The organism is Micromonospora sp. NPDC048905 (assembly GCF_040649655.1).
Classification (GTDB): domain Bacteria; phylum Actinomycetota; class Actinomycetes; order Mycobacteriales; family Micromonosporaceae; genus Micromonospora.
The window spans coordinates 59149-83849 of the sequence record NZ_JBEZFV010000012.1 but is presented as its reverse complement, the minus strand read 5'-3'; the positions used below and the strand labels follow the sequence as shown (position 1 = coordinate 83849).

The 24701-nt window shown below is 72.3% G+C and carries 23 protein-coding genes; 5 read left to right on the top strand and 18 right to left on the bottom strand.

Translation table 11 applies throughout. The features are described from left to right. Positions 1 to 30 precede the first annotated feature (30 nt). Genes AB0C01_RS26730 through AB0C01_RS26720 form a run of 3 tightly spaced genes read right to left on the bottom strand, consistent with a single transcriptional unit; the run spans position 31 to position 3088 of the window. A complete protein-coding gene (locus AB0C01_RS26730) occupies positions 31 to 1305 on the bottom strand; it encodes an RNA polymerase sigma factor (RefSeq protein WP_357242149.1) in 1275 nt (424 codons plus the stop codon). 58 nt (positions 1306 to 1363) lie between these two features. After that, positions 1364 to 1903, bottom strand: coding sequence for a hypothetical protein (locus tag AB0C01_RS26725; protein WP_357242146.1), 540 nt, complete (start codon positions 1901 to 1903; stop codon positions 1364 to 1366). Between the two features lie 45 nt (positions 1904 to 1948). Then, positions 1949 to 3088: a hypothetical protein gene (locus AB0C01_RS26720; RefSeq protein WP_357242143.1), complete on the bottom strand. Its 1140-nt coding sequence runs from the start codon at positions 3086 to 3088 to the stop codon at positions 1949 to 1951. 246 nt (positions 3089 to 3334) lie between these two features. Between AB0C01_RS26720 and AB0C01_RS26715 the strand changes: the two genes are divergently transcribed. Further along, complete coding sequence (locus tag AB0C01_RS26715) at positions 3335 to 4888, top strand: gluconokinase (protein WP_357242140.1); 1554 nt, start codon at positions 3335 to 3337, stop codon at positions 4886 to 4888. 24 nt (positions 4889 to 4912) lie between these two features. On the opposite strand, the gene AB0C01_RS26710 is transcribed toward AB0C01_RS26715, so the two are convergent. After that, on the bottom strand, positions 4913 to 5197 hold the full coding sequence (locus AB0C01_RS26710; protein WP_357242137.1) for an antibiotic biosynthesis monooxygenase: 285 nt from the start codon (positions 5195 to 5197) through the stop codon (positions 4913 to 4915). Between the two features lie 155 nt (positions 5198 to 5352). Here AB0C01_RS26710 and AB0C01_RS26705 point away from each other — a divergent pair, with 155 nt between their 5' ends. Next, complete coding sequence (locus AB0C01_RS26705) at positions 5353 to 6705, top strand: serine hydrolase (protein WP_357572432.1); 1353 nt, start codon at positions 5353 to 5355, stop codon at positions 6703 to 6705. A gap of 7 nt (positions 6706 to 6712) precedes the next feature. Here the strand turns inward: AB0C01_RS26705 and AB0C01_RS26700 are convergent, their stop codons facing one another. From AB0C01_RS26700 to AB0C01_RS26660, 9 genes are all read right to left on the bottom strand, one after another. Beyond that, entirely contained in the window at positions 6713 to 7486 is a 774-nt protein-coding gene (locus AB0C01_RS26700) for a hypothetical protein (protein WP_357572431.1), read from the bottom strand. A 72-nt stretch (positions 7487 to 7558) separates the two neighbouring features. Further along, positions 7559 to 8317: a MerR family transcriptional regulator gene (locus AB0C01_RS26695; RefSeq protein ID WP_357242129.1), complete on the bottom strand. Its 759-nt coding sequence runs from the start codon at positions 8315 to 8317 to the stop codon at positions 7559 to 7561. A gap of 50 nt (positions 8318 to 8367) precedes the next feature. Then, a complete protein-coding gene (locus AB0C01_RS26690; protein ID WP_357242126.1) occupies positions 8368 to 10623 on the bottom strand; it encodes an EAL domain-containing protein in 2256 nt (751 codons plus the stop codon). 247 nt (positions 10624 to 10870) lie between these two features. After that, on the bottom strand, positions 10871 to 11047 hold the full coding sequence (locus AB0C01_RS26685; RefSeq protein ID WP_357376429.1) for a hypothetical protein: 177 nt from the start codon (positions 11045 to 11047) through the stop codon (positions 10871 to 10873). Positions 11048 to 11053: 6 nt separating this feature from the next. Continuing rightward, positions 11054 to 11287, bottom strand: a complete 234-nt coding sequence (locus AB0C01_RS26680; RefSeq protein WP_357242120.1) for a zinc-ribbon domain-containing protein — start codon at positions 11285 to 11287, stop codon at positions 11054 to 11056. A 170-nt stretch (positions 11288 to 11457) separates the two neighbouring features. Beyond that, positions 11458 to 12327, bottom strand: a complete 870-nt coding sequence (locus AB0C01_RS26675; protein WP_357572430.1) for an SRPBCC family protein — start codon at positions 12325 to 12327, stop codon at positions 11458 to 11460. Next, entirely contained in the window at positions 12320 to 12877 is a 558-nt protein-coding gene (locus AB0C01_RS26670; RefSeq protein WP_030490876.1) for a helix-turn-helix domain-containing protein, read from the bottom strand. Before AB0C01_RS26670 ends, AB0C01_RS26675 begins: the two co-directional genes overlap by 8 nt. 101 nt (positions 12878 to 12978) lie before the next feature. Continuing rightward, entirely contained in the window at positions 12979 to 14322 is a 1344-nt protein-coding gene (locus tag AB0C01_RS26665; protein ID WP_357242114.1) for a class I SAM-dependent methyltransferase, read from the bottom strand. Next, positions 14319 to 15716 carry an FAD-binding oxidoreductase gene (locus AB0C01_RS26660; protein ID WP_357572429.1) on the bottom strand — a complete coding sequence of 466 codons (1398 nt, stop codon included), beginning with the start codon at positions 15714 to 15716 and terminating at the stop codon, positions 14319 to 14321. The genes AB0C01_RS26665 and AB0C01_RS26660 overlap by 4 nt, the downstream gene beginning before the upstream one ends. A 93-nt stretch (positions 15717 to 15809) precedes the next feature. On the opposite strand from AB0C01_RS26660, the gene AB0C01_RS26655 reads away from it, so the two are divergent. Both AB0C01_RS26655 and AB0C01_RS26650 read left to right on the top strand, forming a co-directional pair. Continuing rightward, complete coding sequence (locus AB0C01_RS26655) at positions 15810 to 16280, top strand: YbaK/EbsC family protein (RefSeq protein WP_357242109.1); 471 nt, start codon at positions 15810 to 15812, stop codon at positions 16278 to 16280. A gap of 73 nt (positions 16281 to 16353) precedes the next feature. Further along, positions 16354 to 17034 (top strand): RICIN domain-containing protein, encoded by a 681-nt coding sequence (locus AB0C01_RS26650; protein ID WP_357242106.1) that lies wholly within the window; start codon positions 16354 to 16356, stop codon positions 17032 to 17034. Positions 17035 to 17053: 19 nt separating this feature from the next. On the opposite strand, the gene AB0C01_RS26645 is transcribed toward AB0C01_RS26650, so the two are convergent. Continuing rightward, positions 17054 to 18358: an MFS transporter gene (locus tag AB0C01_RS26645; RefSeq protein ID WP_357572428.1), complete on the bottom strand. Its 1305-nt coding sequence runs from the start codon at positions 18356 to 18358 to the stop codon at positions 17054 to 17056. Positions 18359 to 18410: 52 nt separating this feature from the next. Here AB0C01_RS26645 and AB0C01_RS26640 point away from each other — a divergent pair, with 52 nt between their 5' ends. Next, positions 18411 to 19418, top strand: a complete 1008-nt coding sequence (locus tag AB0C01_RS26640) for a DJ-1/PfpI family protein (RefSeq protein ID WP_357242099.1) — start codon at positions 18411 to 18413, stop codon at positions 19416 to 19418. A gap of 248 nt (positions 19419 to 19666) precedes the next feature. On the opposite strand, the gene AB0C01_RS26635 is transcribed toward AB0C01_RS26640, so the two are convergent. The 4 genes from AB0C01_RS26635 to AB0C01_RS26620 are packed head-to-tail and all read right to left on the bottom strand — an operon-like array spanning position 19667 to position 24699. Further along, positions 19667 to 20131 (bottom strand): hypothetical protein, encoded by a 465-nt coding sequence (locus AB0C01_RS26635; protein WP_357242096.1) that lies wholly within the window; start codon positions 20129 to 20131, stop codon positions 19667 to 19669. Positions 20132 to 20159: 28 nt separating this feature from the next. After that, on the bottom strand, positions 20160 to 22112 hold the full coding sequence (locus tag AB0C01_RS26630) for a VWA domain-containing protein (protein WP_357242093.1): 1953 nt from the start codon (positions 22110 to 22112) through the stop codon (positions 20160 to 20162). Positions 22113 to 22114: 2 nt separating this feature from the next. Further along, positions 22115 to 23575, bottom strand: a complete 1461-nt coding sequence (locus tag AB0C01_RS26625; protein WP_357242090.1) for a sigma 54-interacting transcriptional regulator — start codon at positions 23573 to 23575, stop codon at positions 22115 to 22117. Between the two features lie 56 nt (positions 23576 to 23631). Next, the gene (locus tag AB0C01_RS26620; protein WP_357242087.1) at positions 23632 to 24699 is read right to left on the bottom strand and encodes a hypothetical protein; all 1068 of its coding nucleotides are present in this window, start codon (positions 24697 to 24699) and stop codon (positions 23632 to 23634) included. Positions 24700 to 24701: the final 2 nt, after the last annotated feature.

Below are 24701 nucleotides of genomic sequence, written 5' to 3'. Positions count from 1 at the left end.
CGGGATACGACATGACTGTCGAAGAATTCTTCACCGGGTTGGCGTGACCCCGCGGGCGCAGTCGGCCGCACGGGCGCGCAGCAGCGCGCGTTCGCGTTCGTTGCCGGTCAGTTCGGCGGCCCGTTCGAACTCGGCGCGCGCCTCGTCGTGGCGGCCCAGCTTGGCCAGCAGGTCACCGAGCACGCTGGGCAGCAGGTGGTAGCCGGCCAGCGCCGGCTCGTCGGCCAGCGCCCGGGCCAGTTCCAGACCGGCGGCCGGGCCGTCGGCGAAGGAGACCGCGACGGCCCGGTTCAGCTCCACGACCGGGGACGGTACGACCCGGGCCAGCTCCGCGTAGCCGGCGGCGATGCGCGCCCAGTCGGTCTCCTGCGGGGTAGCCGCGCGCGCGTGGCAGGCCGCGATCTCCGCCTGGAGGGTGTACGGGCCGGGCGGGCCGTTCGCCGCTCTGGCCCGGCCGAGCGCGGTGAGGCCACGACGGATCAGCAGCCGGTCCCAGCGTCCCCGGTCCTGCTCCAGCAGCAGGATCGGCTCGCCGTCGGCGTCGACCCGGGCGGCGGTCCGCGACGCCTGGATCTCCAGCAGCGCGGCCAGCCCGTGCACCTCCGGCTCCTCGGGCATCAGCTCCTGCACGAGGCGGGCCAGCCGCAGCGCGTCCGCGCAGAGCGCCGGGCGCATCCAGTCGTCGCCGGCCGTCGCGGAGTAGCCCTCGTTGAAGATCAGGTAGATGACCTCCAGCACGGAGGCGAGCCGTTCGCCGCGCTCGGCCACGCCGGGCACCTCGAACGGCACCTTCGCCTCGGCGAGCGTCTTCTTGGCCCGGGTGATGCGCTGCGCGACGGTCGTCTCCGCCACCAGGAATGCTCGGGCGATCTCCTCGGTCTTCAGCCCGCCCAACACCCGCAGGGTCAGTGCCGCGCGCGCCTGTGGTGACAGCAGCGGGTGGCAGGCCGTGAACACCAGCCGCAGGAGGTCGTCGTCGATGCGTTCCTCGAACGCGGCGTCGAAGTCGGGGGTGAACCGCTCGTCGTCGAGGTCGCGCCCGAGGTCGGCCACCCGACGTTCCAGCAGGCTCCGCCGGCGCAGCGCGTCGATCGCCCGCCGTTTGCCGACGGTGGTCAGCCACGCGCCCGGGTTGGCCGGTACGCCGTCGCGCGGCCACTGCTCCAGCGCGGCGACCAGGGCGTCCTGGGCCAACTCCTCGGCCCAGCCAATGTCGCGGACCAGCCCGGCCAGGGCGGCGACGACCCGTCCGGATTCGATTCGCCACACCGCTTCCACCGTGCGGTGGACCTGCTCAGCACCCATGACCGCACATCAGAGCAGGGCGTTACCGGCTCCACAAGGACAACGCGTGGTGAGCCGTTCAGCCCGCGCGGCGCGGATGGTGCACCGACCCGGGGTTCTCGGTGGGGAACCTCGACCGGATCCGCGGCGGGTACGCCGCGCAGTGCTCGGCCCACTGCTCGGCGGCCGCCGCGAGGGCGTCCGCCGAGACGGTGAGCAGCAACGGGTAGATCGCGCCGGACGGGCGGCGCATCCACGGCGGTAGCGACTCGGCGGAGAACTCCACGATCAGCTCCAGCCGGCGGCGGCGGAGCACCCGGGAGCGGAGGGCCAGGTTGGGTTCGGTGAAACTGACCATCGCCGGTGGCGCGTTCGATTCGAGCGCCGAGGTGGCCTGCCCGCGCAGCCAGCCGCCGAACGCGCGGGCTTCCTCGACCATCAGGCTCGGGTAGTGGTGCGACCAGGTCTGGCCGTCGGCGGTACGGGCGTCCACCTCGATGAGCAGCCAGTCGTGCCAGCCGGGCGCGGCCCGGTCGGGGTCGTCGGGCGGGTCGATGCCAGGCTGGTAGCCGACGGGGCGTATCCGCACCCGCGCGCCATCGTCAGACCTGATCTCCACTCGGCAATTGTGACCGACCGAAGCAGACTTTAACTCCCAAATCGGTCACTTCGTGATGGTTCGCCGCACCCCACGGTGCTCGCCGCACGCTTTCGCTCCGCCACCGGCCAGGCTGACCGAACCGTCGCGACACTGCACGAGGTAACCCCGCCCGGCCCAGAACTGCGGCACGCAGTCGAACCAGTCGCACACCTCCGGGGCGGGCCGACGGATCCGGGTACCGCCGCAGAAGCCGTACCCCAGGGGGTTCTCCGGCGCCCCGCAACGCGGGTCGGCGGTCGTGCGGGGCGCCGAGCGTGGCGACGTCGTCGGCTTCGGCGGTGGGGTGACGCGGGTGAGCGCCGGGGCTGCCGGGCGGATCAGCAGGGGCTCCGCGCTGGGGGTTGCGGCGGCGGCGACCTCCGGGCCGCCGGTCGGGTCGGACGGATTCGACTCGATGAGCGCCGCCGGCACCAGCAACGCCAGCGCGGCCGCCACCGCGATGGTCCGGCGACCACCGGGTACGAACGACGTGAGCCGGGCCTGCGCCGGGGTGGCCACGGCCGGCCGGAACGGCTTGAGCTGGGCGTGCTCGGCGATCATCTCGTCGAGTTGGTCGAGCACCGCGGCGCGCTGTTCGATCGCGTCGGCGAAGGCCAGGGTCAGCTTGAACCGGAAGTCCGGCGCCGCGTCGATGGGCAGCAGCAACCCGGCGGTCGTCCGCCGGTCCAGCACCTGGATCAACGTGACCGGCGACGCGGGGTCGTGGGCCAGGCCGGTCATCCGGCCGTACGCCCAGTCGCGCCGGCCGCGTCCGCCGAGCAGCACCAGGCGACGGCTGGTGATCACGGCCATGCCGGTGTCGGTGACGCGTACGCCGTCCGGGCGGCGCGGGCGTAGTGGTCCGGTCGGCGGGGCGACCGTGAGGTCCGGGGCGGGCAGCACCGGGGTGTGCCGTACCTCGACCAGTTGCGCGGCGGGCAGCACCCACAGCACCGCCTCGTCGGCGGTCAACTCCAGGGGCAGGCCGTCGCCGGCCGCGGCGGAGCCCTGGAAGTCGGCGGCGAGAGCGCGCAGTCGCCGCAGCTCGTCGGCACGTCGCCGCCAGGCCGTCTCGGCGCCCCGGAACGTGCTGACCCGCCGCACGTTCTGCCGGTGCGCCCACCGGTACCGCCAGGTGGAACCCGTTGAATCAGTCTTTGCCACGCCGACTCCTTCGCCGCGTAGGCCACCAATCTGGGTGTCTCCCCGTTCAACAGACGCGGCGTGGCACCCGGACACGCCGGAAGGGGCAAAATACCCGATCGGCGGATAAAGCCACACGATAGGCCGATACTGTCGCGTCGACGGATGTCCTGTGCGCGTGTCCTGCGGGGGCCGTCGCCGTCTCGGTAACGTCAACCGCAGCCGGGTGGCGTCGCCGCCGCACCGCCGTGCGAAGGGGGTGAGCGCGTGCCACAGGACACCCGGCCCGGAGTGGTCGTCGGCGTCGACATCGGCACCACCAGCACCAAGGCCGTCGCGTACGACACCGACGGGCGACAGCTCGGCAGCCACTCGGTCGGCTACCCGCTGAACGACCCGCAACCCGGCTACGCCGAGCAGGACCCGCACCTCATCCTCGACGCGGTGCTCAAGTCGGTGAGCGTGGTCGTGGCCGAGCTGGTCCAGCCGGTGGCCGGGTTGGCGTTCTGCTCCGCCATGCACAGCCTGATCGGGCTGGACCCGGACGGCAACCCGCTCACGCCGTCGGTGACCTGGGCCGACTCACGCGCGATCCGGCAGGCCGAGCGGCTCCGGGCGGTGCCGTCCGGGCTGGCCCTGCACCGGCGTACCGGCACGCCGATGCATCCGATGTCGCCGCTGCCCAAGCTGGTCTGGTTCGCCGAGCAGGAGCCGAAACTCTTCGAGCGCGTCGCGCACTGGGTGGGCATCAAGGACTGGGTGCTACTGCGGCTCTGCGACGCGCTGGTCACCGACCACTCGATCGCCTCGGCCAGCGGCCTGCTGGACATCCACCGGCTGGAATGGGACAGCGAGGCGCTGACCATCGCCGGCATCACCGAGGAGCAACTGCCCCAACTGGTCGCCACCACCGCCGTGCTGCCCGGCCTCACCCCGCGGGCCGCGGCCACCACCGGCCTGCCGGAGCGCACCCCGGTGGTGGTCGGTGCGGGCGACGGCCCGCTCGCGAACCTGGGCCTGGGCGCGGTGCATCCCGGCATGGTGGCCTGCTCGATCGGCACCAGCGGCGCGATGCGGGTGATGGTCGAGCGGCCCGGGGTGGACCCACTCGGCGGCGTGTTCTGCTACGCGCTGACCGAGCACCGCTGGGCGGTCGGCGGTGCGATCAACAACGGCGGCATCGTCCTCAAGTGGGCCGGCGAGGCGCTCGCGCCGGATCTGGGTGAGCACTCCGAAGAGGACCTGGTCGCCCTGGCGGCCCGCGCGCCGGCCGGCTCGGGCGGGCTCATCATGCTGCCGTACCTGCACAGCGAACGGGCACCACACTGGAGCGCCCTGCCGCGCGGGGCGTACGTGGGGTTGACCCACAGCCACCGCCGCGAGCACCTGATCCGTGCCGCGTTGGAGGGGGTCTGCCAGCAACTCGCCCTGGTGCTCAGCTCGGTACGGGCGGCCGGCAACGAGGTCCGCGAGATCCGTGCCGGTGGCGGCTTCGCCCGCAGCGGCCTGTGGCGGCAGATGCTCGCCGACGTGCTCGGCGTGCCGGTGAGTTTTCCGGCCGCACACGAGGGGTCCAGCTTCGGCGCGGCACTGCTCGGCATGCAGGCGCTCGGGCTGATCCCCAGCATCGACGTCGCCGCCGACCTCGTCCGGATCGAGGAGACGATCCGCCCCGACCCGGCCGCCGCCGCCACGTACGCGGCGCTGCTGCCACTGTTCGCCGAGCTGTACGAAGCGCTGACGCCCGCTTTCGCCTCGATCCGCCGGCTGGCGCCCGGCCTGCCCGCGGAACCCGAGCCCGCATCGGGACCGCCGATGTGAACCTCCGGCCGTGGGTGACCCGGGTCAGGGTGCCTCGACGCCGGAGATCAGGTAGCGCTGCACATCGGCGTCGAGGATCTCCGCTTCCTGCGTGTCACTCGGCCCCGAGCCACGGAACGCGGCCAGCTGCTCCGCGGACTCCCAGCGTTCGTAGACGTGGATCCGTCCCGGCTCCAACGGGTCGGCCGCGAGGAGGAAATCGAGGCAGCCGGCGCTGGCGCGCGCCTGCGCGATGACCTTTTCGCAGTCGGACAGGTACGCCTCGCGTGCGGAGGGTTCAACCCGCAGGCTGCCTGCGATGATCAACATGGGGACCTCCGGGGGTCGGTGCCTCTGATGAGGTTGATGCCGGTGAGTCATCTTTATACCTGTGAGTCATCACGCTCATGGGGACATCGCCGCCCGGACGGGTGACGCCGACCTCGCTTGTCGCACCGCTCCGCAGCGCTTCATATCGTACAGACGTGAGAAAAAGCGACAAGAGGTCCTCATCTTCACCGCCGCCAGCCCTTGTCCGCGTACCTCGGAAGGGGCTGGCGGCGGCGGTCGCGCTCGCCGTGCTGGCCACGACCGGGCCGGCCACCGCCGACGGCCCCGGCCCCGGCGCGGACCCGGCGCGGCCGGCCGAGCCGGGATACCCGAGCGGCGGGCAGGGCCACGAGCCCGGTGTCGAGCCGACGCCGGAGCGGGCGCCGACAAGCGAGGTGTCCTGGCTGTCGTTTCCCGGTGGGGTGTTCGCGGTGGACTCGCTCGGGCACACCGTGCGCTACCGGGCCTGTGACGGTGACACCGGACGGGTCGCCGACCCGGGCATGCTCGTCGCCGCCGGGGTGGCCAGCGGCGCGGTCGTCGTCGGGGGCACGGCCTACCGCTACCGGGTGCCGTTGACCGGCCGCAGCGAGGGCACGCTCGAGGTGATCCCCCAGCACCGCCCGCCGGTCGAGCTGACCGGCGTGGTGGTCACCAGCCCGCAGCCGCCCACCGACCCGGTCGCGGGAGCCCGGCTGTTCCCGCTCAGCGGACAGCTCGCCCGGGTGGTCGCCGACGCGAGTCTCAACCCGGCCGGAGTCACCGTCCGCGACCTGTCCGGCCGGTACGGCGACCAGCAGATCGCCGTCAACGGCGCGCTGCGCCCCAAGGCCGCCAGCGTGATCAAGCTGTGGATCCTCGTCGAGCTGCTTCGCCGGGTCGACTGTGGACAGGTTTCACTCGACGACGGCGTACTGGTCACCCCGCAGGACGTGGTCGGTGGCACCGGTCAGCTCCAGTTCGAGACGTTCCCGCAGGTGGTCACCCTGCATCGGCTCGCCCAGTATCTGATCAAGTACAGCGACAACGTCGCCGCGAACGTGCTGATCACCTACCTCGGCGGGTTCGCCCCGGTCAACGCGCTGATCGACTCGATGAACCAACGATCGACCATCCTGGCCCGCCGGATGCTCGACAGCGCGGCGGCGCAACGCGGCGAGGAGAACTACACGAGCCCCGACGACGTGGTGTCCCTGCTCGGGGCGGTCTGGGACGGCGAGATCCTCACCCCCGCCTCCCGTGACCTCATGGTCGGGTTCATGCGGGAACAGACCCTGAACACCAAGATCCCGGCGGCGCTGCCACCCGGGGTGCCGGTGGCCCACAAGACCGGTGACCTGCCGGACGCCTCCCACGACGTCGGCTACTACCTGATCCCCGGCACCGAGACCGCCGTCGCGTTCCTCACCGCCGGCCCGATGGCCAGCGGCGACGAGACGGTCCGCCGGATGGCCCGCACCGTCTACGACTTCCTGGTCACCCCCAGCGCCGGCGCGGTCGAGGAGTGACCGACGGTCAGGCGCCCGGGATGTTCGCCGGCGGATTCTCGCCGACCAGGTCGGCCGCCGGCGGATCCGCCGACACCGACAACCCGAAGTCCGAGTACGTCAGTTCGAGCTGGGCGGTCTCCGACTGCTCCCTGGCCAACTCGATGCGGTAGCGGACCAACCGGCCCTGCTCGTCGACGGCCGCCGTGAACGGCACCGAACCGGCCCGGTCGCCGAGCCTTCCGCCGACCCCGGTGCCGAGCACCGCGCTGCTCTCCCGCAGGTCCAGCGTGCCGGCGTACTCCCGTACCCCGGTCTGCCGGACGGCCGCCGCCGTGCTGAGCGTGCCGGCGAGCTTGGTGTTGTCCAAGCCCTGTTGGGCGGGCGGCGAACCCGGCGACCCGACGTGCCACCAGGTCTTGCCGTCCCACACCGGGACGCGGCGGTCCGGGGCGCTGATCCGCACGTAGACGTCCGGCCCGGTGGTGAGCCGTTCGATCTTCACCTCACCGGTGGGCACCTTGAGCGAGGTGGTCTCCAGGCCACGCTTCGTCGTCGGGTCCCAGAGCACCACCGTGCCGTCGCCGCCCGCTGTCCCGCCGGTGCCCAACGTCAGCTTGTAGGTCCGCTCGTCGACCTTCGCGGCGGCGGCCGTCAGCACACCCACCGGGTCGGTCGGTGCCGCTGACGCCGGCGCGCGACCCGCGTCGGGTTCGTCGCCGGTGGCCACGAGTGCCCACACCCCAGCGGCGACCGCCACCGCGAGGATGGCACCGGCGGCGATCAGCTTCGGCTTCTGCACGGTCGTCTCCCCGGGGGCGGTGGCGGTCCGGCCAGAGTAGCCGGACCGCACCCCGCCGCCGTTCCGGGCCGATCAGGCGCGGCTGATCGCGTTGGCGTGGATGGCCTCGTTCAGGTACACGGCCAACCCCGGCGCGATCTTCTCGTAGTACGCGGTGAACCGCTCGTCGGCCAGGTACATGTCGGCCAACGCGGTCTGCATCTCGTACGAACACTCGTAGAACCAGCGGTTGATGAGCTGCCGGTGCTCCTCGGCCAGGTCCATCGCCTCCGGGCTGTCCGCCGGCGCGCCCGAGGCCATCAGCGCGACGATCCGCCGCCCCCAGTCCTCGTTCTCCGTCTTGTTCCGCAGCCAGTCTTCCTTGGTGTAGCGGGAGACCCGCCGGTTCGACTCCCGGTACGCGTCGGTGTCACCCCAACGCTGCTTCACCTCGGCCTCGTACTGCTCCGGGTCGGCGTCACCGAAGACCTCGAACCGCTCCTCCGGGGTGAGTTGGATGTTCATGTTGCTCGCCTCCATCGCGAACTCGATCGCCTCGACCATCGCCTGCAACCGCTTCAGCCGGCCCGTCAGCAGCTCGTGCTGGCGGCGCAGGTGCGCGGCCGGGTCGGCCGCCGGGTCGTCGATGATCGCGGTGATCTCCTCAAGCGGGAAACCCAGCTCCCGGTAGTACAGGACGAGTTGCAGCCGTTCCAGGTCCGCGTCGTCGTAGCGGCGGTAACCCGCCGGGGTCCGCCCGCTGGGCGAGAGCAGGCCGATCTCGTCGTAGTGGTGCAGAGTCCGCACCGTCACGCGAGCGACCTTCGCCACCTGACCCACCGTGTACGCCATGGTTCCCCTCCCTTCCGGAAACCAGGCTCCCGCCTGCCGCTACGTCAGGGTCAAGCCCGATTCTGGCCCACCATGGCGGGCGCGTCCGGCCGCCCGTACAGATAGCCCTGACCGCGCGGGCAGCCGATCGCGGCGACCGCCTCGTGCTGACGCTCGGTCTCCACCCCCTCGGCGACGACCGTCAGGTCGAACGCGCCGGCCAACCGGGTCACCATCTCCACGGTGGCGTACGCGCGGTCGTCCGACCCCAGCCGGGTCACGAACGATCTGTCGATCTTCAACTCGGTCGCCGGGATGCGGTGCAGATAGCTCAGCGACGAGTAACCCGTACCAAAGTCGTCGATGGCGATCTTGATGCCCAGCTCCCGGAGCTGGTGCAGTCGCTCCAACACCGCCTCGGTGCCCTCGATCAGCGCCGACTCGGTCAACTCCAGGGTCAACGCCCGCGGCGCCAGCCCCGCGGCGCTGGTGGCAGCGGTGACCGTGGCGATCAGGTCCGGACGGCGCAGGTGCGCCGCGGCGATGTTCACCGCCACCGTCGCGTCCGGCGCCCGGTCCCGCCAGGTCGCCGCCGCCCGGCACGCCTCGTGGATCACCCACCTGTCGATCGGCAGGATCAGCCCGGTCTCCTCGGCCAGCGGCAGGAACCTCGACGGCGGCAGCATCCCCAACCGGGGGTGCCGCCACCGCACCAGCGCCTCGGCGCTGCGCACCGCGCCGGTGGCCAGGTCGACGATGGGTTGGAACTCCAGACACAGCTGATCCTCGTCGACCGCGCGGCGCAGATCGGCGATCAGCTCGGCCCGCGACACGGCCGACTCACGCAGCGCCGAGGTGCACGTCCGGTACGCGGACTTCCCCGCCGCCTTGGCCGCGTACATGGCGATGTCGGCGTCGCGCAGCAGGTCGGTGTGCGAGGCGTGCTGCGGGCCGAGTTCGGCGATGCCGATGCTCGCCGACGGGTGCACGCCGACGTCATCCTCACCGTCGGAGGGTCGCAGCGCGTCCAGCAGCCGCTCGGCGAGCCGCTCGGGTGAGACCTGCCGGTCGCCGTCGACAAGCACCGCGAACTCGTCCCCGCCGAGCCGGGCGATGATGCCGTCGTCGGCCACGACAGCCCGCATCCGGGCCGCCAGTCCGGTCAGCAGGGTGTCGCCGGTGGCATGCCCGAAACGGTCGTTGACCTGCTTGAACCCGTCCAGGTCGAGCAGCAGCACGGCCGCGGGCCGGCCGTCGCGCAGGGCCAGCCGCAGCCTCCGGTTGAACAGCAACCGGTTGGGCAGCCCGGTGAGCTGGTCCCCGTACGCGAGACGGCGCAGCCGGACCACCAGCCGCAGGTTCTCGTTGGCGGCCAACCCCTGCCGCACGGCGAGGGCCGCGAGCAGGACCATCATGGTCACGAAGATCAGGTGCGGGGTCTGCCCGGTGGGTCGGCGGGCCAGCACCACCGCGACGATCGCCCCACCCACCGGCAGGTACGGCAACGCCACCCGCCACCAGGGCGGCAGCGGTGACTCGGCGGTGTCGTCGGTGCCGTCGCAGTCCGGCGGCGGAGGGTTGCGGGAGGCCAGGCCGATCAGCAGGTAGCTCACCGGCCAGCACAGGTCGATCGGGTGACCGGCGGCGTAGTCGGCACGCGCGACGAGCGAGACGTAGACGACGTCGGCGACGACCCGCAGCGTGAGGCTCGCCGCGAGCAGACTCATCGGCCGCCACATCGGCCGGGCCGGCCCGGCCACCGCGACCAGGATGGTGAGCTGCATCAGGTCGAACATCGGGTAGAGCAGGCCCAGCGTGCGCGCCGGGTCGGCCAACTCGGCGGCGGCGACCCCCCGAAACACCAGCACCCAGGCGATCGGCACCAGGGCCAGGGCGACGATCACCCCGTCCAGCAACGTGCGGGCCCGCCCCACCGCGGTCCGTGGCGCGGACGGTGAGCTGAGCAGCGCGGCCGTACCGGTGAGGATGCCGGCGGTGAAGACCACGCCGACCACCGGTGTGTGCGGCAGGTCGCCGCCGACGAGACGTTGCGCAGTCCAGATGGCCCGGCCCAGCGCGGCGAGCGCCATGGTGACGGCGAGCAGCATCCAGAATCTGCGCAGCGGGGCCGGATGTCGACGGGCCACACCGACACACGCGACCGTCGCCCAACCGGCCACCAGCAGCGCGCCGATGTCACTGACCAGCGCGGCTCCGGGCAACGCGGCGACCAGCCAGCATGCCTCCACCAGGATGACCGCGGCCGCGGCGACAGCACCAGCGGGGCTGAGCCGCCCCACAGCCTGGTTTCCGTCCTGTCGGGACACGGTCGCTCCGGCTCTTCGATCGTGCGTGCACCCTCGGAAGACCGGTCCACGGCAAACCCCGAAAGCCTAACCAGCCCCCAGGTACGCCGCCAGGGCCGACCGTGCCCGCCGGGTCAGCCGGAACGACTGTCCAACCTCGACAGGCACCCCTGGTGGATGCCGCTGTAGACCTGCCCCGAATGGGGGCGGGGGTGCCCCGCGCCACAGTGCCCACATTCCGACTCTCCATGCATGCCCGCGTACCCGGTCACCGCCCGGCGGAGCGGTTCCAGGGAGAGCGGGGAAGCGCGGTGCCGGCCAGTGGGCGGCGGGCGCGGCGACGTCTGCGGCGGCCGGGGGTGCAGGGCGGGCGGGCCACGGTGTGCACCGCCACGTCCACAGGTGGCGTCGGTCGGCCGATCAGCCAGCAGAGGAAACGTTCCATCGACGATCAGCCGACCGGGAGGCGCTCGGCCTCGGACCTGGAGATCTCGTACTCCGCACCGCAGAACGTGCACTGCTGCGCGTATCGGGTACGGATCGGAATGAGGGGAATGAAGAACAGGGTGAATTTCGTCGAACGACGGGTGATCACCTGTGCGGCCTGGTTGCCGCAGTGCCGGCAGACCTGCTGCACGACACCGGACCTGGCGACCTTGGTACGCAGACCAAAGATGAAGAACATCGCCCGCCAGTACCCACTCAGCCGCGAAAAGTCACCAGGTTCCGCCGACGGATCCCCCGGACCCACCCCGCACCTACAAGATCGCGCTCGATCCAGGATGTAGTGGCCTCCAGGGCGAACGAGACCACTGCATCCGTGATCGAGCGCGATCAAGGGGCATGGCGCGACGGTCAGCTGGCCGGTGCGGGCTCCAGGCCGGGGACCTCCTCGGCGAGCCAGATCGGCTGCCAGTTCGGCACCTCGTGGAAGCGGCGCAGCTCGAACAGCCCGGCAACCGACCCACTCCAGGCCCCGTACGGGGGGTTGGCCTCGTCGAAGCCGCTCTGCACGAACGTCAGCGTGGTGCGGCCACCGGACTCGGCCAGCTCCCAGCTCGTCACACCGGTCGGCCCCCAGTCGATGGACATCCGTCGGCCGGGCTCCAGGTCGATGACCTTGGCCGCGTAACCGGTCTCGAAGCCGCCCATGGCGTACCGGCCGCCGACCCAGGGCTCGATGCCGATCGGGTAGCCGAACCAGGCGCTGGCCTGCTCGGAGTCGGTGAGCGACTCCCACACCTTGTCGGCGGGGGCGGCGATGACCAGCTCGCCCCGCAGGTCGGCGGAGGTGAAGTCGGTGCGGGGCAGCAGTGGCTTGCCCTCCACGTGCGCGGCCAGGTTGGCGATGGACAGCGCCCAGTACGTCTGGAGCACGCCCCGGATGCTGGAGCCGCTCATCGCCTCGGCGAAGTCGAAGTGGCTCTGGGTCAGCGTCAGCACGGTGCTGTCGGTGCCCTCGGCGGTGAGCTGAAGCTCGGTGGTGGTCTCCACCCCGTCGAGCAGCCAGCCGAAGCGCAGCGTGTCGTCGTCGGCGTGCAGCAGCCGCTGGTGCGGGGCATCGCCCTCGGGCGTGTAGCGGCCCCAGAACTCGTACCGCTGGGGCAGCTCGACCTCGGCGTGCTCGGCCAGCCAGAGACGCAGCTCGGCCGGGTCGGTCAGGGCCGCGCGGACGCGCCCGACCGGTGCGGAGAGACGGGCCTGGACCTTCAACGGGTCACTCATTGTCGTTGCCTTTCGGATAGCAGGCGACGGCCAGCTTGAAGGCATCGCCCTCGCTGCCGCCGTAGCGGGTGAACAGGTCTTGGAGTGCGGTTTGCAGGTCGTGCAGGAACTGCTGGCGCTGCTCGGCGGGCACCCGGATCTCGCCGGAGACCCCGATCGAGGGCAGCTCGGGCGCCGCCCGGTCCAGACCGGCGATGTCGGCCTGGACCTCCTCCATCAGGTCGAGCAGGTAGCCCAGGCTCAGCTCGTCCCGGGCGCGGCGGAGGCCGATCCGGCCGACGAGCCGGGGGGACAGCCAGTACGACCGGGCGGCCGCCTGGTAGATCCCCTCGGTGATGCCGCGGACCTTGCGTTCGTTGACCAGCTCGACGAGGCCAGCCGCGACGAGCTGCTTGACGTGGTAGTAGACGCGCTGTGGCGTCTGGTCGAGTCGGGCCGCGACCTCGGTGCAGGTGCGCGGTTCGGCGAGTTGCCGCAGCACCTCAACGCGCTGCGGCTTGAGCAGGACTTCGGCCTGCTCGATCTGCTCCAGGTACAGGACGTCTCTCATGGCAAAATCAGTTTGTATGTACAAAACTTGTTTGTCAATCGGTTCGCGAGAAGCCGCGCCGACTTTTTCCGACGCGGCTTCAGGCAGCGGTCAGCAGGTGATCAGGGCAACCAGTCCGGTCGCAACGGGTAGCCGTTCACACCGTCCGGGCCGTTGTGCGTGGCCAGCACCTGGTGCAACTGGATGCCGTTGCGCTCGAACGCCATCCGCGACCCGGCCATGTAGAGCCCCCACACCCTGGCGGTGCCCGCACCCACCTCGGAGACGCAGAAGTCCCAGTGCTCCACCAGGTTGCGGCACCAGGCGGCAAGCGTCAGCGCGTAGTGCTGGCGCAGATTCTCCTCGTGGTGCACCTCGAACCCGGCGTCGTGCACCTCGCTGATCAACCGACCCGGGCCGGCCAACTCGCCGTCCGGGAAGACGTACCTGTCGATGAACGCGCCCGAGCGGTGCGGCGCCCGGTTGTCCGCGCGGGTGATGCAGTGGTTGAGCAGACGCCCACCCTGTCGCAGCCGGCTGCGCAGCGCGCCGAAGTAGGCCGGGTAGTTACGCACCCCGATGTGCTCGGTCAGCCCGATCGAGGAGATGGCGTCGAACTGCTCGGCCGGCGCGTCCCGGTAGTCCAGGTATCGCACCTCCGCCAGCTCACTCAACCCCTCCCGCTCGATCGCGGCCTGCGCCCACTGCGCCTGCGCCTTCGACAGGGTCACCCCGAGCGCCTTCACGCCGTACTCGCGGGCGGCGTGGCGCACCATGCCGCCCCAGCCGCAGCCCACATCCAGCAGCCGCATCCCCTTCTGCAACGCCAGCTTGCCGGCGACCAGGTCGTACTTCGCCGCCTGGGCCTGCTCCAGCGTGTCGCCCGGAGACCGGTAGACCGCACAGGTGTACGTCATCGACGGGCCGAGCACCTTCTCGTAGAAGGCGTTGGAGACGTCGTAGTGGTGCGAGATCGCCGTGCTGTCGCGTACCCGCGAGTGCCGCAGCCCGTTCACCACCCGCTTCCACCGCGGTTGCGCCTCCTGCGGTGGAGCCGGCGGTGGTAGCAGCCGCTCCCAGCCCAACCCTCGGACCAGCGCCAGCCCCTCGGCGAGCGACGGCGGGCGCAACCGCAGCTCGTCCTTGAGCACCCGCAACGCCTCGTACGGGTCACCCGGGTGCACCCCCTGCAACGCCAGGTCACCACTGACGTAGGCCCGGGCCATGCCCAGGTCACCGGGCGCGGTGAGCAGGTAGGACAAGCCCCGCTCGGATTGGATCGCCAGGGTGATGCCCGCGTCGGACGGTCCGACTGAACTGCCGTCGTACCCGGTGATCCGCACCGGCAACGGCCCCGTGGTGACCGCGCGGATGACATCCGCCACGGTCGGACCCGTGTGCCGGCCCCCCGCCGGCGGGGTGGCGGGGACGCTCGCCGCCCCTTGATCTCTGTCGGTCAGGCTCATGCTCGTGCTACCGCCTTTTCGTACAGTCCCGTCAGCCGGTGGTCCGGGTCGTAGCGGTCTTTCACCGCCCGCCACGTGTCGCCGCCGTACAGGCGATCGAAGGCGTCCCGGTCGTAGTACGCGTCGGAGTAGAGCGACTTGTGGCCGCCCGACTCCGACACCCTGCGTTCGATCGTGCGGTTGACGTCGCCGTCGGCGGCGCCCGGCGCGATCGGCACGCTCCCCCAGAACCCAATGTTGACGTAGTCCTGCCCTGGCCGGAGTGGATACAGCGGCCACGAGCGCGCCGAACCCGCACCCGCCGGCTCCCGCAACCGCAACGGACACAGCCACACCGGGTTCATCCCCACCGCGCCGGCGAACCAGCGCAGGAAGTCGGCCGTACGGTCCAGCGGGATCTCCACGTCCTGCACGACCCGCTCCCGGGCCGGCTGCCCGCGCAGCCGGTCGATCCGGGCCGCCACCTGGTGGCGGTGCTCGAGACGGACCAGCCGGTGGTAGAAGTCGCTGCGCCGGTAACGCGCCGGCCAGAGCCTGCGCACGACCGGGTGCTGCGCGCCGAACGCCGACGAGCACCAGAACCAGTCGGTGTCCCAGCGCCACAGATAGTCGTACGCGGTGAGCACGTCCCGGGTGCGCCGGCGCAGTGACCGGTAGTAGATCGCCTGACCGGTGTAGTCGCTGGGCGGGTCGCCGGCGTCGGTGAACGTGGCGAACACCAGGTACGCCTCGCCGGGGCTGAACATCACCCCGTCCATCGCGTCGACCGGCTGCCCGGCCCACGACCGGGTCGCGGTCACCTCCGCGATCGCGTCGGTGAGCGCCTCCAGGTCGGTGAACCGCACGTTGCGCAACGCCACGTACCGGCCGACCGGTTGCAGCTCGATGCGCAGCCGGGTCGCGTAACCGAGGCTGCCCAGCGAGTTGGGGAACGCGGCGAACAGGTCGGCGTGCTCCCCGTCGGGTCGGGCGGTGACGATCTCGCCGGAGCCGGTGAGCACGTCCAACTCCCGGACCGACTCGTGCGGCAGACCTTTGCGGAACGAGGTGGACTCGATCCCGAGGCCGGTCACCGCGCCGCCCAGCGTGATGGTGCGCAACTGCGGCACCACCAGCGGCATCAGCCCGTGCGGCAGCGTCGCGTCGACCAGGTCCTCGTACGTGCACATGCCCTGTACGTCGGCGGTGCGCCCGGTCGGGTCGACCGACAACACGCCGTTCAGGCCGCTCACGTCGAGCCCCGGAGTCCGGGGTGCGGACCGCGGGCGGAACAGGTTGGAGGTGCGTTTGGCCAGCCGGACAGGCTCGCCCGTGGGCACCGCGGCGTACGACCGCCGCAGCGTGTCCACCGCTTGATCATGGTCAATGGGGTGATCCACACGCTCAGCGCGCATGTGATCACCTTACGCTCGCCGTTTGGAAACGGTGGGATGTCGGCGCTGGCAGTTTCCCGTCCGGTGGCGGGCCGGGCGGTTACCGTGGCGGGCATGCCATCGCCCGCGATCACCGCCCTGGACGCCGCCGGACTGACATATCGGCTGGTCAGCCACGGTGCGGTCGGCAGCCTCGCGGAGGCCGCCGCGGCCCGGGGCGTGGCCGTCCCCGACGTCGTCAAGACGATCGTGGTCCGCCGGAGTGCGGACGATCACCTGTTCGTGCTCACCCCCGGCGACCGGGTCATCTCCTGGCCGAAGCTGCGCGCCCTGCTCGGGGTGCACCGACTCTCCATGCCGGACGCCGCCGGCGCCCTGGCCGCGACCGGCTACGAGCGCGGGACCATCACCCCGTTCGGCGCGAGCACGGCCTGGCCGGTGATCGCCGACGAGCGACTGCGCGGCCGCGAGATCAGTCTGGGCGCCGGCGAGCGTGGCCTCGCCATCGCGATCGACGCCGACGCCGCGATCACGGCCCTCGACGCCACCGTCGCCGACGTCACCGACCCGCAACCCACCCGCTGAGCGCCGGCCATCCGGATCGCCAGCCGACCCACCGACTGGCAGTCGCCGACGGCGGTGGGTGAGGATGGCGGCTATGCCCGCGCCCGAGGAACGCCCCGACAACACCGGCACCGTCTACGGCGGTAGCCGACGAGCAGCACGGTCCGGCCCGCTGGCAGATCCGCTGCTGCGGGTGGCGCTGGCGGTCGGGCTGGTCGGCGCACTCCTCGGGGTGGTCTTCGCCACCGGGCTGCTCGACGGTGACGACGAGCCGACCGTGCCGGCGCCGGTCGGCGCGCCGACCACCGACGCGCAGCCCACCGACGCGGCGGCCGAGCCGAACTCGAGCACAGCCGCCGATCCGCTGACCGGGTCCCGGGTCTTCAAGGCCGCCTCGGGCCTGTGCCTGGGCCTCTACGGCGAAGGCACGCAGGCGAAGGCGCACCTGGCTGCCTGCACCGGCGACCCGGAGCAGGATTGGGTGATGACCCCGGTCGGTCCGGAGGCGTTCACGGTGGCCAACGCCGCGTCCGGGCAGTGTCTCGACGTCGAGGGTGGCAGCAAGGACGACGGCACGCCGCTGATGCAGTTTCCCTGCCACGGTGGGGCCAACCAGCAGTGGCGGCTGCCCCCCATCGGCGGCGGCCCGGTGCTGCTGGTCGCCGTGCACAGCGGCAAGTGCGCCCAGGCCGACGACGGGGGCACCCAGGCCGGCGACGACATCCGGCAGCGGCCCTGCGACGACGGGCCACCCCAGCAGTGGACCCTGGGCTGACCGGCCGGCCCACGGCAGCTCAGCCCCGGAAACTCCACGCCTTCGGTGCGGTCGCGGCGGCCAGCACGGCCGCCGGCACCGGCCGGCCCGGCCTGCGGCGCAGCAGCAACGACAGCCCGGCGGCGCCGATCGACAGGGCACCCGCCACGTACCAGGCCATCGCGTAGTCACCGAGTTGGTCCCGCACCAACCCCGCACCGGTCGCGGCGACCGCCGCGCCGAACTGGTGGGCGGCGAACACCCAGCCGAACACCACCGCACCGGCGCCGCCGAAGTACTCCCGGCACAGCGCCACGGTCGGCGGCACGGTCGCCACCCAGTCCAGGCCGTAGAAGATGATGAACACCAGCATGCTCGGTTCGGCGGTGCCGGCGAACAGGCTCGGCAGGATCAGCAGGGACGCCCCGCGCAGCGCGTAGTACATGCCGAGCAGCAACCGGCTGTCCACCCGGTCGGTGAGCCAGCCGGAGGCGATGGTGCCGACGATGTCGAAGAGCCCGACCAGGGCGAGCAGCCCGGCCGCGGTGGTCTGGGGCATGCCGTGGTCGTGCGCGGCGGGCACGAAGTGCGTACCGACGAGGCCGTTGGTGGTCGCGCCGCAGATCGCGAACCCGCCGGCCAGCAGCCAGAACGGGCGGGTCCGGGCCGCCGTCGCGAGCGCGCCCAGCGCCCGGGACGCCGCGCCGCCGGTCACCGGCGGCGCCGCGACGACCTCGGTCGCCCCGTAGGCGGGCAGCCCGAGATCCGCCGGGTGCTCACGCAGCAACCACACCACCAGGGGTACGACCGCCAGCGCGGCTCCGGCCACGACGAGAGCGGCGGTACGCCAGCCGTGGTCGCGGACCAGGATGGCGATCAGTGGCAGGAACACCAACTGTCCGGCCGCCCCACCGGCGGTCAGCACTCCGGTGACGAGACCTCGTCGGTGCACGAACCAGCGCCCGGTGATGGTGGCCACGAACGCCAGCGCCATCGACCCGGTGCCCAGCCCGACCAGCACACCCCAGCAGAGCAGCAACTGCCAGCTGGCGCTCATGAAGACCGTCAACCCACTGCCCGCGGCGACCAGCAGCAGGGCCACCGAGACCACCCGGCGGATGCCGAAGCGGTCCATCAGGGCGGCGGCGAACGGCGCGGTGAGCCCGTAGAGCAGCAGGTTCACCGACACGGCGGCGGAGATGGTGGCCAGTGGCCAGCCGAACTCCTCGTGCAGCGGGTGCAGCAGCACCGACGGGGTGGCGCGGAAGCCGGCCGCGCCGACCAGCGCCACGAAGGCGACGGCGGCGACCAGCCAGGCGGGATGCAGACGGCGGTTCTTGGTCACGCGACCAGTCTGGGCGGGGCCGCGCACCGCGACGAGTGGCCGGAAAGCCATCATGCGCAATAATCGGGCCATGACGCCTCGCCCGCACCGGATCGCCGTACTCGCCCTGGACCAGGTGGTCGGCCTGGACCTCGGCACCCCGTCGCAGGTCTTCAGCACCGCCCGGACCGCCGAGGACACGCACCTGTACGACGTACGGGTGTGCACCCCGGGCGGGCGGCCGGTCCGCAGCACGGCCGGTTTCCAGGTGCTCCCCGACCACGGTCTGGAGTTGCTCGACACCGCCGACACCGTGATCGTCCCCGGCATCCACGCCGGCACCGCGTTGACCGCGGGCACCGTCGAGCCGGCGGCGGCCGAGGCGCTCCGGGCGGCGTACCAGCGGGGCGCCCGGATCATGTCGATCTGCACCGGGGCGTTCGTGCTGGCCGCCGCCGGGCTGCTCGACGGTCGTCGGGCGACCACCCACTGGGCGTACACGGAGCAGTTCCGTCGCCTGCACGGCGAGGTGGACCTCGACCCGGGTGTGCTCTTCATCGTCGACGACCGGGTGCTCACCTCGGCCGGAGTCGCCGCCGGCATCGACCTCTGCCTGCACGTGATCCGCCTCGACCACGGCAGCGAGGTGGCCAACCGGGCGGCCCGCCGCTGCGTGATGCCACCGTGGCGGGACGGCGGCCAGGCGCAGTACATCGAGCGGCCGGTGCCGAAGGTCACCGACTCAAGCACCGCGGGCGCCCGGGAGTGGGCGCGGCAGCGGCTGCACGAGCCGATCGCCCTGCGGGACCTGGCCGAGCAGGCGCGGATGAGCGTGCGTACCTTCACCCGGCGCTTCCGCTCCGAGACCGGCCTGAGCCCGGCGCAGTGGCTGCTGCAACAGCGCACCGACCACGCGCGACTGCTGCTGGAGACGACCGATCTCACCGTCGACCAGATCGCGCACCGCACGGGTTTCGGCACCACCGCCGCCCTGCGCCAGCAACTCCACCAGCGCATCGGCGTGGCGCCCTCCACCTACCGCCGCACCTTCCACCCCCGCCCAGCCCTAACCCAACCCTGACCCCGCGCCCCGCGCGCCCGCGCCCCGCGCGCCCGCGCCCCGCGCCCCGCGATCTTGCACTTTCTGTCGCCGAATTGCCACTTTGCGCCACTTTTGTCGGGACAGAAAGTGCAAGATCGGCGCAGAGCTCGGGGCGGGGTGGGCAGCACTGGTGCGAGGGTGATGCCTGTGAGTCATCGTGATGACTCACAGGCATCACCCTCAATGGGGCAAGGAGCTGCCACCCTGACCGGCCGATCCGGCGTCGCTCAGGAGCGGAGCAGGTGCAGTTGGGCCTGGTGTTTGGGCAGGTGGACCCTTGTGTGCAGGTCGAGGGTGCGCGACCAGGGCAGTGACTCGTCCACGATGAGGTCGAAGCCCTCGCGCAGGTGGGTCTCGACCGGGGTCTCCGCCGCCAGGCCGAGCCGGTCGACGAGCCCGCACAGCCGGTCGCTGGTGCCGTGCAGCAGAGCGGTCAGCCCCCGCAGACCGCCCTGCTCGGCGGCCAACGCGTCGAGCTGCGGACGGTGGATGTCGTCCTCCAGCTCGTAGTAGGCGAACGGCGACCCGGCCAGCAACGCCTCGGTGGCCTGGATCATCAGCTCGTCGTTGGCGACCAGGTGCGCGACGATCTGCTCGGCGCTGAGCTGCCCCTCCGGAGCCGGACCGAACTCCCCCGCGTCAAGCTCGACGAACACCCCGTCATAGGCCCGCCGCAGCCCTCCACTCTCCATCCCCCCAGTCAACCTGCCCGGAGGGACGTTAGCGGCGGGATTGGCGGGAGCGGAGGTAGTCGCTGACCACGTACTCGCCGAGGTCATCGGTGTCGGGGGTGAACATGCGGCCACGGCTGCGGCGGGCCACCGCGTCGACGAAGCGCCGCAGGCCCGGGTCGTCGCCGAGCATGAACAGGTTGAGCGTGGCGCCGTAGCGGCTCAGCCGGTCCACCTCACGGACCGTCGCCTCGATCGTCTCCGGCAGCGGCGGCCAGTGGAACAGCGCCTCCCCGTCGTCCGGGTCCAGGTGGGCGGTCGGCTCGCCGTCGGTGACCACCAGGACCACCGGCTCGGCGTCCGGGTGCCGGCGCAGGTGCCGACCGGCCAGCCGCAGCGCGTGCTGGAGGTTGGTGCCCTGCTCCCCGTCCGGCTCGACGGCGGCCAACTCCTGCTGCGTCAGCGCCATCGCCTCCCGGCCGAAGCCCACGATCTGCAGGGCGTCCTGCGGGAAACGCGTCTCCATGAGGTGCGCCAGCGCCAGCGCCGTCTGCTTCATCGGCCCCCAACGACCCTGCGAGATCATCGAGTACGACAGGTCGACGCAGAGCACCACCGCCGCCGAGGCCCGCCTCTCGGTCTCCACCACCTCGAAGTCGTCCACCGCGAGCTGCACCGGAACCGTCGGCCCGGCCCGGCGGACCGCCCGGGTCAGCGTCCGGACCACGTCCAGGGGTTGCTCGTCGCCGTACTCCCAGGGTCTGGACCCACCGCTGACCTCGCCGGCGGCCCCCGCCGAACGCAGGTCGTGCTGCCCGCGCGGCCCGGCCGTCAGGTCGGCGAAGACCCGTCGCAGCGCCGTCCCGCCGAGCCGGCGCAGCGCCTTCGGGCTCAGCGTGAGCCCCTCCGCGTCCCGGCTCACCCAACCCTGCCGACGAAGCTCCCGCTCCAGATCCCGCAGCCGGCGCACGTCGTCGGCCGCCTCCCGGCCCAGCGTGCGGGCGACCGCGTCGACGTCCACGTCGTCAAGCGTGGCGCCCGGGTGGTCCTGGTCGAGCTGGTCCAGCAGGTCGTCCAACTCGCCGATCTCACCCAGCGCACCCGCCGCGTCGGCGTAGTCCAGCGGCTGATCGCCCCGGACCCGCTCACCGCGCCCCCAGCGCAGATCCGGGCGCAGCGCCCGCAGGTTGGCGTCCAGCGCGGACAACTCCCCCGCGAGGCGGTCGCCGAGCGACTGCTGCATCAGGCCGGCCAGCTCGGCGCGCTGCCGGTCGGAGAGCGAGTTCATCAGCCGCTGACCGGCCGCCGAGCGGCGGGCCAGCACGTCGATCAGCTCGTCGACCGTCTCCGGCTGCTCCGGGAAGAAGTCGCCGTGTCGGCGCATGAACTCGGCGAACGCGTCGGTGGTGTCCTCCGCGCGGCCGTGCCGTTCCAGCAGGTCGTTCAGGTCGCCCATCATCTCGGCCAGCCGCTGCTGGGCGGCCGGGTCAGCGGACGCCCGCACCGCGTCGCGCAACCCGGCGAAGCGCTGACCGAGCACGTCGTCCCGGAGCTGGTCGAGGATCTGCTGGTACGACCGGCGGGCGTCCTCGCTGGCCCACTGGTAGCCGGACAGCTCCTCCACCGCCCGCGCGGTCGAGCGGGGCAGATTGTCCAGCACCGACTCGGCGAACCGCGCGCCGTCGTCGTCGCGGCCGCGCAGCTCGTCCCGCTCGGCGGCGAGGGCCTGGTCGAGCAGTGCCTGTGCCCTGGTCACCGCGCCGTCCAGGTCGCCTCGGCGGAGCGCCTCCCGGCGGAGCCGCCGGGCGCGGGCGGCCAGGTCGTCCAGCCCGCCCCGCCCCTGCGGGCCACGGCGCAGCAGGTCCCGCAGCGCCTCCCGCAGGCTGCCGCCGGCCAGCACCTCGGCGCCGACCTCGTCGACAGCTTCGCGTACGTCGTACGGGGGGGCCAGCGGGTCGGGCCCGCCGGTCCACTGCCCGTACCGGAACCGGTTGCCGGCCATGGTCAGCCCCGACCGCCGTAGACGGTGCGCCCCGAGTCGGTGACGTCCTTGCCCAGCCGGCGGGTCAGATGCAGCCCTTCGAGCACGAACTCGACGGCGGCGGCGGCCTCCTCCGGGGTGGGCGCGTCGCCCAGGCCGAGCCGGTCGAGAACCTTCGCCAGCCCGGGTACGGTGCCGACCTGGCGCAGCAGCTCCGTCGCGCTGACCAGCTCGCCGGTCTCGATCGCCGCGCCGTCCTCGACAAGTGCCGTGAACCCGGACAGGTCCAGCCCGGCCAGGTGCGCCCGGAACGTCTCGGCGGTCGCGGTCCGCAGCAGGTGGGCGAGGACCTCGATCTCCCGCCCCTCCTCGCCGGACTCGAACTCCACCTTGCCGCGCAGCGTGCTGGTCACCGAGACGGCGTCGCCGACCCGGGCCACCGCCGCCTCGGGGCGGCCCTCCGGGGTGCCGGTGGCGGCGAGCAGGCCGGCGCGGCGCAGCGCGGCACCGGCGACCGTCTCGGCGGCGGCGATGGCGAACCGGGCGGAGACACCCGAGCGCGGGTCCACCGACGGTGACTCCCGTACCGCGCGGGCGAAGCGGGCCAGCACCTCCAGGACGTGTTCCGGAACGGCGGCGACCAGGTCGGCCTCCTGCCGGATCAGCGCCAGCTCCAACTCCAGGTCGACCGGGTAGTGGGTACGGATCTCCGCGCCGAACCGGTCCTTCAGCGGAGTGATGATCCGGCCCCGGTTGGTGTAGTCGTCCGGGTTGGCGCTGGCCACCAGGAGCAGGTCCAGCGGCAGTCGCAGCTGGTAGCCACGGACCTGGATGTCCCGTTCCTCCAGGACGTTGAGCAGGGCCACCTGGATGCGCTCGGCCAGGTCGGGCAGCTCGTTGACGGCGAAGATGCCCCGGTTGGTGCGCGGCACCAGCCCGAAGTGGATGGTCTCCGGGTCGCCGAGAGTGCGGCCCTGGGCGATTCGGATCGGGTCGACGTCACCGATCAGGTCGCCGACGCTGGTGTCCGGGGTGGCCAACTTCTCGCCGTACCGCATCGAGCGGTGCAGCCAGCCGATCGGCAGGTCGTCGCCGGCCTCGGCGACCTGGGCGCGGGACGCGGGGGTGAGCGGGTGCATCGGGTGCTCGTTGAGCACCGAGCCCACGATGACCGGGGTCCACTCGTCGAGCAGCGCGCCGAGCGAGCGGATCAGTCGGGTCTTGCCCTGGCCGCGCTCACCGAGCAACACCATGTCGTGCCCGGCGAGCAGTGCCCGCTCGACCTCGGGCAGCACGCTGTCGTCGTAGCCGACGATGCCGGGAAAGCGGGCCTCGCCGGAGCGCATCCGGGCGAGGAGGTTGTCGCGGAGTTCCTGCTTGACGGTGCGGTACTGGTGACCGGCCGCCCGCAGCGCGCCGAGCGTGCCGGGCAGGTCGGCCGGTGGAACCGGGATTACCGGGTTAGGCGCAGTCACCCGACCCACGCTAGCTCACATTCGCAGGGGCGCCCCGGGCATCAGGGGCACCCCCACTCCCACCTTCAGCCCCGGCCGCAGCGCCGGCAGGCTCCGCGCCGGCGCAGGTGGTACGCGTAGGTGGCCGCGCCGAGCGCCACGCCCCACAGCGGCCAGAGCCGCGCCGGGCCTCCGGCCACGTCGATCTCCTGCCAGAACTCGGGTTGACCGAGCAGCCCCAGGCTGGCCGCGGTCACCGCGATGGCGACCAGGGTGGCCGGCACCACGGCCAGCTTCACCGGCACCCGCCGGCCGGCGAGCCCGATCATCCAGCGCGGAAACCGCTCGCCCCAGCGCTGCACCAGCCCGAGGGTGAGGATCGCGCCGACGGTGGCGAACGCGCCCAGCCCGAGCCCGGCCCAGACCAGCCCGGTGTCCTGCATGTCGGTCAGGAACTCCCGGGTGATGCCCAGCGGGATACCGACCGCCCAGGCGAACCGGGTCACCGCGTACGTCAGCGGGATGACCACGGCGATGCCGGTGGCCCACCGGCCCCAGCGCGCGGCGGCGGCCGGGGCGGTCCACCCCCGGCCGGTGTCACCGCGACCGCAGCCGACGCAGGCGGCCGCGGTGCGGCGCTGCCAGGTGAGCACCGCACCGGCCAGCAGCAGCCCGCCGACCATCGCGGCGAACCGGACGAACAGTGCCCAGGTGAAGACGTCGGAGTAGTCCACCGGCGGCCACCCGAACGGCGCACCGACGATCAGGATCGGCAGGTACCCGAGGATGGTCAACACACGCGTGTCCGGGACGACCAGGGCGAGGAGGACCGCCACGACCCAGCCGTAACCGAGAAGCAGCGCCCGCAGCGGGCCGGGTGGGCGGCCGGCCGACCGGGTCATGGCCAGCGCGACCACGGCCGCGGTCAGGAGTACGCCGGCGAAGAGCGAGGTGGCCAGCTCCACCGGCACCAGGTGCAGCAGGTTGTCGTCACCGCCGCGCGGTTCGTTCGCGCCGAGCGGGTAGCCGGCGCCGGTGAGCACGCTGATCAGGGCGAGTACGCCCCACAGGCCCAGCCAACCGGCGGCCAGTGGGGCGAACCGGTCGGGCCAGCGGGAGTCGGATCGGGGCGGGGAGGCGGTGATCGTCGTCATAC